Genomic DNA, 13,149 nt, shown 5'->3' on the forward strand with positions numbered 1-13,149 from the left:
TGCACCTCCCGGCGCAAGAGGCCATCGCGCCCCCCCCCCCCCCCCCCCCCCCCCCGCGCCCGCCCCCCCCCCCGCGGCCAGCAGCGGCAGCGCCGCCTCCGGCGCCGGCCAGCTCGCCGTCAGCAGCCGGCCCTCCAGCCGCAGCCGGCGCGGCGCCGAGGCGGGCAACCCGCGCACGCCCTCCGCCAGGGCCAGCAGGGCGATGTCGGCCCGGGGACGGGCCGGGCGGACCGGCGCCGCCGCCGCCACCTCCAGGGTCAGCGGCTTGCCGGCGGCGAGGTTCAGCACCGGCAGCACCGCCTCCAGGAAGCGCGCGGAATCGATCTCGCCCTGCTCCTCCGGCCGGCCGAGGCGCAGGTAGGAGCGCAGCAGGGCCTCCGCCTGCCGCGCGCCCTGCAGGGCCCGGCCGAGGCGCACGGCGTTGCGGTCCTCCGGCGGCAGGCTCCCCTGGATCGCCTCCAGGTTCATGACCAGCACCATGAACAGGTTGTTCACCGCGTGCTGCATCGGCCGCGCCAGCCCGGCCATGCGCCGGCCCGCCTCGCCCTCCGCCTCGCTCATCGCAATCCCTCCTCGACGATGCTTCGGAACAGCTGCGCCGGCAGGCTGCCGCCGCGCACATCGGCCATCGGGCCGGCATCGTCATTGCCCAGCCAGACACCGATCACCAGCGGCCCCGCCAGGCCGATGAACCAGGCATCGCGCGAGTCCTGCGTCGTGCCGGTCTTGCCGCCGGAGGCCAGGCCCGGCACGGCGGCGGCGCGGCCGGTGCCCTCCCGCACCACCGCGCCCAGCATGCGGCGCATCATCGCCGCATGCTCGGGCGCGACGGCCCGCTGCGGCGCGGTGCGCGGCACGGCCAGCAGGCGCTCGGCGGATTCGGCGCGGCTGACGCCATAGGGCGTGACGCTGTAGCCGCCATTGGCGAAGGGGGCGTAGCCCGCCACCAGGTCGAGCAGCGTCACCTCCGCCGTGCCCAGGGCCAGCGAGGGCGCATCGGGAAAGCGGCCCTGGATGCCGAGACGCCGCGCCACCGCCGCCACCGCGCGCGGCCCGCCGCCGCGCTGCATCACCCGCACGGCGGCGGTGTTGACGCTCTGCGCCAGCGCCTCCTCCAGCGTGATCGCGCCGCGTGCCCGCCAGTGGCCATTGCCCGGCGACCAGCGGCCGAGGCTCAGCGGCGCATCCGACACCATCTCCTCCGGGGTGGCCCCGGCCTCCAGCGCCGCGAGGAAGACGAAAGGCTTGAAGGCCGAGCCGGGCTGCCGCCGCGCCGCCGTGGCGCGGTTGAAGGGGCTTTGCCGGTAGCTGCGCCCGCCCGCCAGGGCGCGCACCGCACCGTCCCGCGCGTCGAGCACCACCACCGCCCCCTGGCCGGTCCGCGCGGCGGCGCCGGGCCCGGCCAGCAGCGCCTCCAGCCGCGCCTCCACCACCGCCTGCAGTCGCAGATCGAGCGTGGTGCGGAGGATGAGGTCGCCGGCGCCGGGATAGGCCTCGGCCAGATCCTCCTGGACCCAGTCGGCGAACCAGCCGGCATCGCCGGAGGGCCGGCGCGGCAGCGCCATGCGCTCGGCCTCCTGGGTGGCGCGCGCGGCGGTGATCAGCCCGACCTCGGCCATGTCCCGCAGCACGTCGGCGCCCCGGTGCATGGCCGCCGCCGGGGCGACGCGCGGGTTCAGCCGGGAGGGCGCCTTGGGCAGCCCGGCCAGGATCGCCGCCTGCCAGAGCGTCACGCGCCGCGCCGGCACGCCGAAATAGAGCCGCGCGGCCGCATCCATCCCATAGGCGCCGCTGCCGAGGTAGACGCGGTTCAGGTAGATCTCCAGCAGCTGGTCCTTGGTGAAGCGGCGCTCCAGCCAGAGCGCCAGCATCGCCTCCTGCACCTTGCGGCGCAGGCTGCGCTCGGGCGTCAGGAACAGGTTCTTGGCGAGCTGCTGGGTCAGGGTCGAGCCGCCCTGCACCACCCGCCCGGCGCGCAGGTTGGCGATGGCGGCGCGCGCCAGTCCGAGAGGGTCGAGGCCGAAATGGGCCCGGAAGCGGCGGTCCTCCACCGCCATCAGCGCGCCTGGCAGGTAGGGCGGCAGGTCGGCCAGCCGCACCGCCTCGCCATAGAGGTCGCCGCTGGTGGCGAGCAGGCGCCCGTCGGCGGCCTCCAGCGTCACGGAAGGGCGGCGGGTCGTGGCCAGCGCCTCCTCCGGGCGGGGCAGGTCCCAGGCGAAGGCGAGCAGCAATGCCGCCAGCGCCAGCCCGCCCCAGATGAGCAGCAGCAGGAGCAGCCGCAGCAGCCGGGCCGGCAGGCCACGCCGGCGCGGCCGGGCCTGCGGCGCGGGGCGGGGCGGCAGGGCGGCGGCGCGGGCTGTGGAGCGAGCCATGGCAAAGGCTTAGAGCAGATCGCGGGGGGATGAAAACATCCCCCGCCGCGTCGCCCTGTCGCCGGCTCCCGATCCGACCTAGGCTCTCCCCGCCACGCCCGGGAGAGAGGCCGCATGAGCCACCTGATCCATCGCAGCCTGCGCAGCGACCCCCCTCTCGCGCTCTCCGGCCAGGGCATCCACCTGCGCGACCAGGACGGCCGCGCCATCATCGACGGGTCCGGCGGCGCCGCCGTCGCCTGCCTCGGCCACGGCCACCCCCGGGTGCTGGAGGCCATGCGGGCGCAGATGGAGACGCTCTGCTACGCGCATACCGCGCTGTTCGGCTGCGAGAGCGCCGAGGCCCTGGCCGATGTGCTGGTCGGCCATCGGCCGGGCGGGCTCAGCCACGCCTATTTCGTCTCCTCCGGCAGCGAGGGCAACGAGGCGGCGCTCAAGATCGCCCGGCAGTACTTCCTGGAGATCGGCCAGCCGGAGCGGCGCCACGTCATCGCCCGCCGGCAGAGCTATCACGGCAACACGCTCGGCGCGCTGGCCGCCGGCGGCAACGCCATGCGCCGCGCGCCCTACGCCCCGCTGCTCTCCGACGCCTTCAGCCATGTCTCGGCCTGCTATCCCTATCGCGGCCGCGCCGAGGGCGAGAGCGACGCGGACTATGTCGCCCGCCTCGCCGCCGAGCTGGAGGCGGAGTTCCGGCGCCTCGGCCCCGGGACCGTCATCGCCTTCCTGGCCGAGACCATGGTGGGCGCCACGCTCGGCTGCGTCGCCGCGCTGCCCGGCTACTTCCCGGCGATGCGTGCGGTCTGCGACCGGCACGGCGCGCTGCTGATCCTGGACGAGGTGATGTGCGGCATGGGCCGCACCGGCACGCTGCACGCCTGGGAGCAGGAGGGCGTGGCGCCGGATATCCAGGTCATCGCCAAGGGGCTGGGCGGCGGCTACCAGCCGATCGGCGGCATCCTGGTGGCGGAGAAGGTGGTGGCGGCGCTGCGCGACGGCTCCGGCGCCTTCAAGCACGGCCATACCTACCAGGCGCATCCCATGGCCTGTGCCGCCGCGCTGGCGGTGCAGCGGGTGATCGCCGAGGAGGACCTGCTGGCCAATGTCACGCGCCAGGGCGCGCGGCTGGAACAGGCCCTGACCGAGCGCCTCGGCAACCACGCGCATGTCGGCGAGATCCGCGGGCGCGGCCTGTTCTGGGCAGTGGAGCTGGTGCGGGACCGCGCCACCAAGACCCCCTTCGACCCGGCGCTGGCCGTGCACGAGCGGGTGCGCGACCTCGCCTATGAGGAGGGGCTGGCCTGCTATCCGATGAACGGCACGATCGACGGCCGCCTCGGCGACCATGCCATCCTGGCGCCGCCCTACACGGTGACGGCGGCGCAGGTGGACGAGATCGCCGCGAAGTTCGCCCGCGCCGTGGAGCGGGCGGTGGCGGGCTGAGCACCTGCCGCGGCCGGGCCCCGTCACGGGAGCCGGAGGCGCCCTTCCATCACCGGCACGCAATTCCCGCCTACCGCGGCGAGGATGCCCTCCGCCGTGCGCCAGGCGCGGGCCGTGAGCCGGCTGGGCCGCCCCATCTCCACCCCCTGGCGGACGTCGAGCTCCAGCACCGCGCCGCCCTCGCGGTCGAGCAGCAGCGCCACGGCCGCGGCGGTGGCGCTGCCGGTCGCCGGATCCTCCTGGAGCCGGCGGGTGAACATGCGGGCGCGCAGCGCGCCCGGGCCATCGCGCCGGAAGACGTAGAGCCGCCCGGCCCCCTCCTCCTTCGGCAGCCGGTCCCAGGCGGCGGGAGCGGGGACGAGTCGCGCCATCGCCTCCGCCTCCGCCAGCTCCACCAGCAGGAAGGGCGTGCCGACGCCGGCGATCTCGGCCGAGGCCAGCGCCGCCTCCGGCAGGGAGAGGCTGGCCGCCACCGCCGCCCGCGATACCGCGCCGAGGCGGCGAAGCGGCTGCGGCGCGCGAAGCTCGCCACCGACGACCACGCCGTCCCGCCGACGCGGCACCACCACCGTCAGGCCGGCCGGCACCTCGAAGCGGATCTCTTCCGGCACCGCAAGGCCCCGCGCGGCCAGATCCCAGGCCAGGGCGCAGGCACCGCCCAGCGTCGGATGGCCGGCGAAGGGCAGTTCGTGCGCCGGGGTGAAGATCCGCAGCCGCGCGGTGTTCGCCGGGTTCTCGGGCGGCATCAGGAAGCTGGTCTCGGAGTGGTTGAACTCGCGCGCGAGGGCCTGCATCGTGGCCCCGTCCAGCCCCCCGGCTTCCGGCAGCACGGCCAGCGGATTGCCGCTCAGCGGCCGGTCCGTGAAGACGTCCAGAACAGCGTAGCGGTGCTCCGCAGGCCGTCCGGGCCCGGCACACGTGGCCGCGGCGCTCATGACCAGAAGGGCCGGGCGGCCTCACGGGCCGCTTCCGCCCCGGTCATGCCGAGGTCACGCAGCCGCTCCGGGGGCAGATCGCGGAGTTCGGCCCGGGTGGCGGCGCGCCGGCGCCAGAGGCGCAGCCTCGCCTCGCAGGCGGCGAGGAGGAAGCGGACGCTCCCGACGATGCCTTGCGGATTGTACCGATATGACTGCCCTATTGATCCGATCACAACGGTGGGCTCCTTCAAATTGACCCGAACCAATTCATGGCATGGGGCAAATTACCGCTTCAATAGCGGAATTGTTCTCGGTACAATCGCTCGATGACCGACTTTCGCGCCATCGCCGACGCCCTAAGCCAGGAACTCGCCGCCGATCTCGCCGCCGGGCGCCGCCGGGCCGGCGACCGGCTGCCGACCAGCCGGGACTTCGCGCACCGGCGCGGCATCGCCGCCTCAACCGCCAGCCGTGTCTATGCCGAGCTGACCCGCCGGGGCGTGACGGTGGGCGAGGTCGGGCGCGGCACCTTCCTGCGCGCCGCCGGCACGCCACTGCCCAGGCCGCCCGCCCGCGAGGCGGGAGGGGCGGAGGTGACGGATCTCGAGGTGAATTTCTCGGTGCTGCCGGATCAGGCGGCGTTGCTGGCCCCCGGCCTTGTCGGCCTGACCGGGCCAGAGGCGCTGATGGATGCGCTCGGGCGCGGCGCGGTGCGTGGCACGGCCGAGGCCCGCGCCGCCACATCGGCGCTGATGGCCCGCGGCGGCTGGCGGCCGGATACCGAGGGGTTGCTCTTCGCCGGGCGCGGGCAGCAGGCGATCGCCGCGCTGTTCACGGCCCTGGTCGCGCCGGGCGAACGGATCGGCTTCGAGGCCATGACCTATCCCATGGCCAAGGGTATGGCCCTGCGCCTCGGCCTGCAGTCCGTGCCCCTGGCCATGGACGCCGAGGGCCTGCGGCCGGAGGCGGTGGCGGCCGCGCACCGTGCGCATCCGCTGCGGCTGATCTACCTCCAGCCGGATCTGCACAACCCGCTCGGCGTCACCATGCCGCCGGCACGGCGGGCGGCGCTCGGCGCCCTGCTGCGCGAGCTGGGCATCCTGGCGGTGGAGGATGTCGTCTATGCCTTCCTCGCCGACGAGGCCGTCGCGCCGCTCGCCGCCCATGCGCCGGATCACGTCGTGGTGGTGGACAGCCTGTCGAAGCGGGTCGCGCCGGGGCTGACCCTGGGCATGATGGCGGCGCCCGCCGCGCTGCGTCACCGCCTGGCCGCCGCGCTGCGGCTGGGCGGCTGGTCCGCCCAGGGCTTCACCCTGGCCGCCGGCACCGCGTGGATGGAGGATGGCAGCGTGGCCACCCTGGTCCGACGCAAACGCGCCGATGCCCTGGCGCGCAACGCGCTGGCACGCGGGATCCTCGGCGACGCCGGGCTGCGGCTGCGCGGTGACCCGCGCGCCTATCACCTCTGGCTGGAACTGCCGGCGGGCTGGCGGGCCGAGACCTTCGTCGCGGCGGCGGCCCGGCGGCGCATCGCCGTCTCCCCCGCCGCCGAATTCGCCGTCGGCGCCGGGCATGCGCCGGACGCGGTACGGCTGGCCCTGGCCGCGCCGCCGGAGGCCAGCCTGCGGCCGGCCTTGGAAACCCTGCGCGACCTGGCCCTGGCCGGGCCGGACTCCGGCAGCGTGGGCTGAGGCCGAAGCCTCCGGCCCGCCGCCGCGCTTTCCCGGAAAAGCCTCAGCCGGCGGCCGCGTGCCGGATCAGCGCCGCCGCCACGCGTTCCATCTCCGCCGCGCCGTTGTAGCCGTGGAAGCTGACGCGGATGCGGCCGCGCCCGTTCCAGGCATAGATCCCCTCGGCCTCCAGCCGCCGCACGATCGCGGCGGCGCGCGGCGTCTCGACGCAGACGCTGGCGCCGTGCCGCGCCGGATCCGCCGGCGTGGTGCTGGCGATCCCCGCCGCCGCCAGCCGGCCGAGCAAGGCCGTGGTCAGGCCCTGCACATGCGCCCGCACCGACGCGGTCCCGAAGCCGTCCAGGTAGTCGAGCGCCGATCCCAGGACATAGAGCGAGACGTAGGAGGGATTGCCGCGGCTGAAGCGCATGGCGTCCGGGCGCAGGGCCGGGCGGGCGCCATAGTCCGGGCGCTCCTGCGAGGCGAGCGAGTACCACCCCGCCGTGCGCGGCCGCCAACCCGGCTGGCGTTCGCGGTTCCAGTAGGCCACGGCCGTGCCGGTGGTGCCGAGCAGCCACTTGTAGCAGGCGCAGAAGGCGAAGTCGGCGGCGGCGGCATCGTCGAGCGGCAGGTATCCCGCCGCCTGGGTGTGGTCCACCACCAGCATCGCGCCCCGGCGGTCGGTCGCGGCGCGCAGGGCCGCGAGGTCGTGCCGCGCGCCGTTCAGGTAGGAGACATGGCTGACCGCGAGCAGCCGCGTCCGCGCATCCATCCGCGCCGCCACCGCCTCCGGGTCGCGCACCGGCACGGGGCGGATCTCCACCCCGTCCGGCAGGCCCAGCAGGGCGGGCGCGGCCAGGGAGGGATACTCGTCCGGATCGAGGCAGACATTGTCGCCGGGCTGCCAGTCGAGGCTTTCCACCAGCATCGACATCCCTTCGGCGACACTGGAGACGAAGCCGGTGGAGTCGTGCGGGATGCCGAAGCGTCGTGCGACGAGGCCGCGCACCCGCTCCACCTCCGCCTCCTGCGCCTCGCGCCCGGCGGGCCCGTTGCTCTTGTTCACGGCGTAGCGGCGGAAGGCCTCGTCATGCCGCAGCAGGAAGGGCGGCTCGCCACCGGCGCAGAGATGCGCGACGCCCTCGGGGATGCGGAAATCGGCGGGGTCGAAGAGCGGATCGCCGGACATGCGGACTTCCCTGGCGCCCGGTGCGGAGAGCCGCGGGCGCCCCCCCCCCCGCCGGCCCCGCCCCCCGGGGGCTGGGGGGGGGGGGCGGGGGGGGGGGCGGCCGCGGCCACTCTGGGGCAGCCTCCGGTCGAATGGAACCGCCCGCGGATTCCCCCGACCGGGCCCGTCTTCAGCGCATCGGCGGCGCGTACTGGATGCCGCCCTTGTTCCAGAGATTGTTGATGCCCCGCTCGACACCGAGCGGGCCGATGTTGCGGTCCCACATCTCGCCGAAATTGCCGACCTGCCGGACGATCTGCACCGCCCAGTCCGGCTGCAGGCCGAGCATCTTGCCGAGATCGCCGGTCCGGCCCAGGAAGCGCTGCACCTCCGGGCTGTTGCTGTCGGCGAAGCTGTCGAGGTTCTTGCTGGTGATGCCCAGCTCCTCCGCCGTCAGCTGCGCGAAATGGGTCCAGCGCACCACGTCGAAGAACTTGAAGTCGCCCTTGCGGACGACGCTGCCGAGCGGCTCCTTCGAGATCACGCCGGGGATCAGGAAGTACTTGTCCGCGTTCGGACCCTGCGCGTAGCGGAAGGCGGCGAGCGAGGAGGCGTCGGTGGTGAAGGCATCGCAGCGGCCGTTGATGAAGGCGGCGCGCAGTTCCTCGAGATCGGCGATGACGAGCGGCGAGAAGCTCATGCCGTGGCTGCGGAAGTAGTCGGCCAGGTTCAGCTCGGTGGTCGAGCCCGGCTGCACGCAGACCGAGGCGCCGTTGAGCTGCCTCATCTCGCGCACGCCGCTCTCGGTCTTCACCATGAAGCCGGTGCCGTCGTAGAAGTTGACGGAGGCGAATTCGAGGCCGAGCGCCGCCTCGCGGCCCAGCGTCCAGGTGGTGTTGCGCACCAGCATGTCCACCTCGCCCGATTGCAGCGCGGTGAAGCGGTTCTGCGCCGTGGTCGGCACGAACCGGACCTTCTCGGCATCGCCGAGGACAGCGGCGGCGACGGCGCGGCAGCCATCGGCGTCGAGGCCGCGCATCACGCCCTGGCTGTCCGGCAGGCTGAAGCCCACCGTGCCGCCGGCGACGCCGCAGAGCAGATAGCCGCGGGCGCGGATGGCGCCGAGCATATCGGAGGCCGGTTGGGCCGAAGCCGCGCCGTACGACCCGAGCCAGGCGCAGGCGAGCATGGTGAGCGCACGCAGTGAGCGGAACATCGCGTTTCCTTCTCGACTTGCGTGACTGGCTTTCTCCCGACCGGCTTCTCTCGGCGGCGGCGCCGAGGCTAACAACCCGCGGGCGCGGCTGGCAATCGCCGTCTTGGCCCCGCGGGGCGGGCGGGGGCCGCGCCGTCAGAGCCCCATCAGGTCCAGCGTCCGGCCGATCACCTTGCCCTCGTCGAAGCGCTCCAGGGCGCGCGCCCGTCCCGCCGCGCCCAGCCGCGCGCGCAGGGCGGGATCGGCCGCCAGGCGCGCCAGCGCGGCGGCCAGCGGCGCGACCCGCATCGGCGGCACCAGCAGGCCGGTCCCGCCCTCCACCACCTGCTCGCGCGGGCCACGGATGTCGGTGGCGACGACCGGCAGGCCGGTCATCATCGCCTCGATCACCGACATCGGCAGGCCCTCGAAATGGCTCGGCAGGCAGAAGACATCCGCCGCCGCCAGGATCCGCGCAACATCCTCGCGGTAGCCGAGGCGCTTCAGGCGTGGCCCGAGCAGCCGCGCGGCGCGGGCGAAATCCTCCGTCATGTCGGGGCCGTGGTCGGTCGGCAGCCGCTCGCCCACCACCCAGAGCGTGGCCCGGGGCACGGATTCCATCGCCCGCAGCAGCTCGACATGCCCCTTGTGGCGCACCAGCCGGGAGACGATGACGATGACGCAGTCATCCTCCGCCGCGCCGAGTTCGGCGCGCAGCGCGGCGCGCGCCGCCGGGTCGGGGTGGAAGCGCGCCGGGTCGCGGCCGTTGCGGATGCCCACCGCCCGCCGCGCGATGCCGAGGCGGCGCGCATCGGCCGCCTCCTCCTCGCTCACCGTCATGAAGACGTCGGTCATCCGCCCGCCCAGCCATTCCAGGCCGAAGGAGAGGCCGCGCCGCCAGGGCGGCCCGGGCTGGTTGAACAGGAAGCCATGCCCGGTATAGGCGATGCGCGGCACCCCCGCCGCCCGGGCCGCCGCGCGCGCCAGCAGGCCCGAGATCGGCATGTGCGCGTGCACCAGATCGAAGCGTTCCGCGCGGAAGATCCGCAGCAGCGCGGCGAAGGCCCGCGCCTGGGCCAGCGGGTTCAGGCTGCGCGCCATCGGCACGGGCAGGATGCGGAAGCCCTCGGCACGCGGCTGGTCGAGCAGCGGCCCCTCAGCGCAGATCCCCACCACCTCGTGCCCGCGCGCGCGCGCGCCGCGCATCACCGGCAGCACGAAGTGCCGCAGCGAGAAATCGACGTTGCAGACCTCGGCGATCTTCAAGCGGGGGCCTCTACTCGCCCGGCGCCCGCCCCGCCTGACCGACGCGGCTCAGCGCCCACTGCACCGAGGGCGAGCCGGCCTCGGCCGTGAGCACCACCTGCGAGGTGCGGCGCGGCTCACCGGCCATGAAGACGCTTTCCTCGACGCCGAGGCGGGCGCGGCTGGCGCGCAGCCGCCAGCTGCCGCCGGAGGGCAGGCGCAGCAGCACCGCGTTCTCCTCCTCCTGCAGGCTGGCGACGACGCCCGGATGCAGGTGGAAGCGCACCACGCAGGCCGGCAGGTTCTCGCCCTCCAGCAGATCCTCGCCCCTGAGGTCGTCGCCATTCTCGGAGAGGTAGAGGCGGCGGCGATGGATGGCGCCATGGCCGCGGCGGTAGCCGTCATGGCTGGCATCGAGCCACTGCGCGCCATTCGCCTCCTGCCGCTCGGCCTCCACCGCCTCCGGCCGGCGGCCCAGGCCCTCCTCGCGCAGCTCGCTGCTGTTGGTGTCGGCGAGCACCAGGGTGGAATGGGCGGCGGTGGCGCGCAGCGCGTCGCGCCAGGGCCCCTCGGCGGCGATGGCGGAGCCGCAGTTGACGATCAGCCGGTCCCGCCCCACCGACATCTCGAAGGAGAGCGTGCCGGCATGGTGGAAGCGGTCCGGATGGCGCGGCAGGCCGGCGGGGCTGAGCGCGCCACGCCCTTCCGGCGGCGCGCCGCAATCGGCGATCACCAGGGTGCGCCCGGCCTGCAGCCGCTGGAAGCCGCCCTCGGTCAGGATCAGTGGCGCCCGGCCGCGCGCCTGGCCCTGGGTGAGAACCAGGTCGACCAGCGCCGCGCCCTCGTCGCGCGTGCCGTTGAACAGCGCCAGGCCGCCATCGCCATGGCGGAACAGGCGCAGCGCCGGGGCGGCGCGGTCCAGCGCCAGGGCCAGGTGCGGCGGCGCCTCCAGCCCGGCGCCATGCAGCAGGTTGCGGATCTCGATCAGGTCCTGCACCGCCAGCAGCAGCTGGCCCGGGCTCCGCTCGACATGCGCCCCGTCCTGCAGGATCTGCCGCTCGATCTCCTGCGGCAGCACGCGCAGGCAGCGCGCCACCCAGGCCTCCTCGTTCAGCGCCACCGAGGCGGCGAGGCCGCCCTTGAGCGCCACCAGCGCGCCGCGATGCCGCGCCTCGGCGGGCAGCGAGGCGACCAGCCCGCGCGCATCCTGCGCCAGCCGAACCATGAGCTGCCGCCGGAAGCCATCCTCGGCGGTGGCGGCCAGGAAGTCCCAGTGGCCGAGCCAGGCCGAGAGCCGGGCGCCGGCCACCTCGGGCACGGCGGCGATGGCCTCCACCCCGCCCCGGGCCAGCCAATCGGCCGTCAGGTCGCGGGCGCGCAGCCGGGCGGCGTCGGTGCCGAGCGCGCGCAGGTCGCGCAGCCAGGCGAAGCCGTGCACGGCGGCGCGCCAGATCGCCGAGCCGCCGCCTTCCTCCCACCCCAACGCCTGACCCTGGCCGACCTCGGTGGAGAGGGCGAGCGGGCGGATGGTGCCGGCGATCTCGCATTCGCCGCGCAGCAGCCGGTGGCCGCGCGCGGCATCGCCGGGCCAGAGGTCGCGGAAGGAGCGGGCCGGCGCGTCCGGCACCCGGACCGGCTTCAGCCCGGCCACCACCCGGCGGGCGCCGCGCAGCCAGTCCGACATCAGGCGCGCCCTCCGGCCAGGCCAGAGTCCCGCGGGCCGGGCCCCCGCAGGGCGGCGATCGCCGCGGCATAATCCGGGGCGCCGAAGACGGCGGTGCCGGCGACCAGCACATCCGCCCCGGCCTCGATGCAGGCCGGCGCCGTCTCCGCCGTCACGCCGCCATCCACCTCCAGCGCGATGTCGCGGCCGGTGGCATCGATCATGCGCCGCAGCTCGGCGATCTTCGGCAGCTGGCCGGGGATGAACTTCTGCCCGCCGAAGCCGGGATTGACCGTCATAACCAGGATCAGCTCCACCATGTCCAGCACCGGCGCCACGGCGGCGGCGGGCGTGGCGGGGTTCAGCACCACGCCCGGCGACTTGCCGAGCGCCCGGATGCTCTGCAGCGTGCGGTGCAGATGCGGCCCAGCCTCGGCATGGACGCTGATCCGGTCGGCTCCGGCGGCGGCGTAGTCGCCCAGGAAGGGATCGACGGGCGCGATCATCAGATGCGTGTCGAAGGGCAGGCGGGACTTCGCCCGCAGGGCCTTCAGGATGGCCGGGCCATAGCTGATGTTCGGGACGAAATGCCCGTCCATGATGTCGAGATGGAGCCAATCGGCGCCGGCGGCTTCGATGGCGGCGACTTCCTCGCCCAGCCGCGCGAAATCGGCGGCGAGCAGGGACGGGGCGATTTTGACCGGGCGTGACACGGGGAAAGTTATGCCTTCAGGCCTGGAGCGGGACAAGGCGGCCGGACCCGGCCGCACCAGGGAATCCAGGAGATTCGGCACGCCGGGCGGCTGACAAAGCCTGACGCTTCCATCCGCCGGGGGCGGAAAAGGCAAATGACGGCTCCGTGAGCCCCGCGCCTCATGCCGCCCGGAACCGCGCCACGAAGAAGCCATCCATGCCGCCCCGCTCCGACCAGAGATCCGGCCGGGTGCGCAGCCAGCCCTCGGGCGAGAGCGCCGCCTCGAGCCCGGGCACCTCGTCCGGCCGGATCGGGTCGGGCGCCAGGCCGGGGGCGCCCTGGCGGGCCTGGGCCTCCCCCTCCTCCGGCTGCAGCGAGCAGGTGGCGTAGACCAGTCGCCCGCCGGGGGCGAGCCGCCGCGCCGCCGCCTCCAGCAGCTGCCGCTGCAGCCCGGCCAGGGTGGCGATGTCACCCGGTCGCTTCAGGTGCGGCACGTCGGGGTGGCGGCGGATGGTGCCGGTGGCGCTGCAGGGCGCATCGAGCAGGACGGCGTCGAACCTCGCCGCCGGCGCCCAGGCGGCGGCGTCGGCCTGCACCACCTCCGCCTCCAGCCCGAGCCGCGACAGGTTCTCGCGCAGGCGCAGGATGCGGGTCGCGTCCCGCTCCACCGCCGTGACCCGGGCGCCGGCGGCGGCGAGCTGCGCCGTCTTGCCGCCGGGCGCGGCGCAGAGATCGGCCACCGCCATGCCCGGCCGGACGTCGAGCAGCCGCGCCGGCAGGGC

12 protein-coding genes are annotated in these 13,149 nt (G+C 74.9%); 2 read left to right on the top strand and 10 right to left on the bottom strand.

Annotation, left to right across the window (positions count from 1 at the left end):
* On the bottom strand, window positions 1-561 hold a 561-nt coding region (locus ACVMLK_RS16310; RefSeq protein WP_457486992.1), incomplete at its 3' end, for a hypothetical protein.
* Window positions 558-2,372, bottom strand: a complete 1,815-nt coding sequence (locus ACVMLK_RS16315) for a transglycosylase domain-containing protein (protein WP_457486993.1) — start codon at window positions 2,370-2,372, stop codon at window positions 558-560. The genes ACVMLK_RS16315 and ACVMLK_RS16310, both read right to left, overlap by 4 nt.
* Before the next feature lie 114 nt (window positions 2,373-2,486).
* Here ACVMLK_RS16315 and ACVMLK_RS16320 point away from each other — a divergent pair, with 114 nt between their 5' ends.
* Entirely contained in the window at window positions 2,487-3,815 is a 1,329-nt protein-coding gene (locus ACVMLK_RS16320) for an aspartate aminotransferase family protein (protein WP_457486994.1), read from the top strand.
* A gap of 23 nt (window positions 3,816-3,838) precedes the next feature.
* Here ACVMLK_RS16320 and ACVMLK_RS16325 read toward each other — a convergent pair whose 3' ends face one another.
* Both ACVMLK_RS16325 and ACVMLK_RS16330 read right to left on the bottom strand, forming a co-directional pair.
* Entirely contained in the window at window positions 3,839-4,750 is a 912-nt protein-coding gene (locus ACVMLK_RS16325) for a PhzF family phenazine biosynthesis protein (protein ID WP_457486995.1), read from the bottom strand.
* Complete coding sequence (locus ACVMLK_RS16330; RefSeq protein WP_422922270.1) at window positions 4,747-4,965, bottom strand: DUF1127 domain-containing protein; 219 nt, start codon at window positions 4,963-4,965, stop codon at window positions 4,747-4,749. The genes ACVMLK_RS16325 and ACVMLK_RS16330 overlap by 4 nt, the downstream gene beginning before the upstream one ends.
* 93 nt (window positions 4,966-5,058) lie before the next feature.
* Between ACVMLK_RS16330 and ACVMLK_RS16335 the strand changes: the two genes are divergently transcribed.
* On the top strand, window positions 5,059-6,423 hold the full coding sequence (locus ACVMLK_RS16335; protein ID WP_457486996.1) for an aminotransferase-like domain-containing protein: 1,365 nt from the start codon (window positions 5,059-5,061) through the stop codon (window positions 6,421-6,423).
* Window positions 6,424-6,466: 43 nt separating this feature from the next.
* Here ACVMLK_RS16335 and ACVMLK_RS16340 read toward each other — a convergent pair whose 3' ends face one another.
* The 6 genes from ACVMLK_RS16340 to ACVMLK_RS16365 form a co-directional block, all read right to left on the bottom strand.
* Window positions 6,467-7,591, bottom strand: a complete 1,125-nt coding sequence (locus ACVMLK_RS16340) for an aminotransferase class V-fold PLP-dependent enzyme (protein WP_457486997.1) — start codon at window positions 7,589-7,591, stop codon at window positions 6,467-6,469.
* 169 nt (window positions 7,592-7,760) lie between these two features.
* Window positions 7,761-8,786 carry an amino acid ABC transporter substrate-binding protein gene (locus ACVMLK_RS16345; protein WP_198367128.1) on the bottom strand — a complete coding sequence of 342 codons (1,026 nt, stop codon included), beginning with the start codon at window positions 8,784-8,786 and terminating at the stop codon, window positions 7,761-7,763.
* 135 nt (window positions 8,787-8,921) lie between these two features.
* Complete coding sequence (locus ACVMLK_RS16350; protein ID WP_422922274.1) at window positions 8,922-10,031, bottom strand: glycosyltransferase family 4 protein; 1,110 nt, start codon at window positions 10,029-10,031, stop codon at window positions 8,922-8,924.
* Between the two features lie 10 nt (window positions 10,032-10,041).
* Window positions 10,042-11,694 carry a heparinase II/III family protein gene (locus ACVMLK_RS16355; RefSeq protein WP_198367126.1) on the bottom strand — a complete coding sequence of 551 codons (1,653 nt, stop codon included), beginning with the start codon at window positions 11,692-11,694 and terminating at the stop codon, window positions 10,042-10,044.
* Window positions 11,694-12,386 carry a ribulose-phosphate 3-epimerase gene (rpe, locus tag ACVMLK_RS16360; protein ID WP_198367125.1) on the bottom strand — a complete coding sequence of 231 codons (693 nt, stop codon included), beginning with the start codon at window positions 12,384-12,386 and terminating at the stop codon, window positions 11,694-11,696. Before rpe ends, ACVMLK_RS16355 begins: the two co-directional genes overlap by 1 nt.
* A gap of 160 nt (window positions 12,387-12,546) precedes the next feature.
* Window positions 12,547-13,149 (bottom strand): RsmB/NOP family class I SAM-dependent RNA methyltransferase (locus ACVMLK_RS16365; RefSeq protein WP_457486998.1); only part of this gene is annotated, 603 nt, incomplete at its 5' end.

The sequence above is a fragment of the Teichococcus aerofrigidensis genome (genome assembly GCF_054073225.1).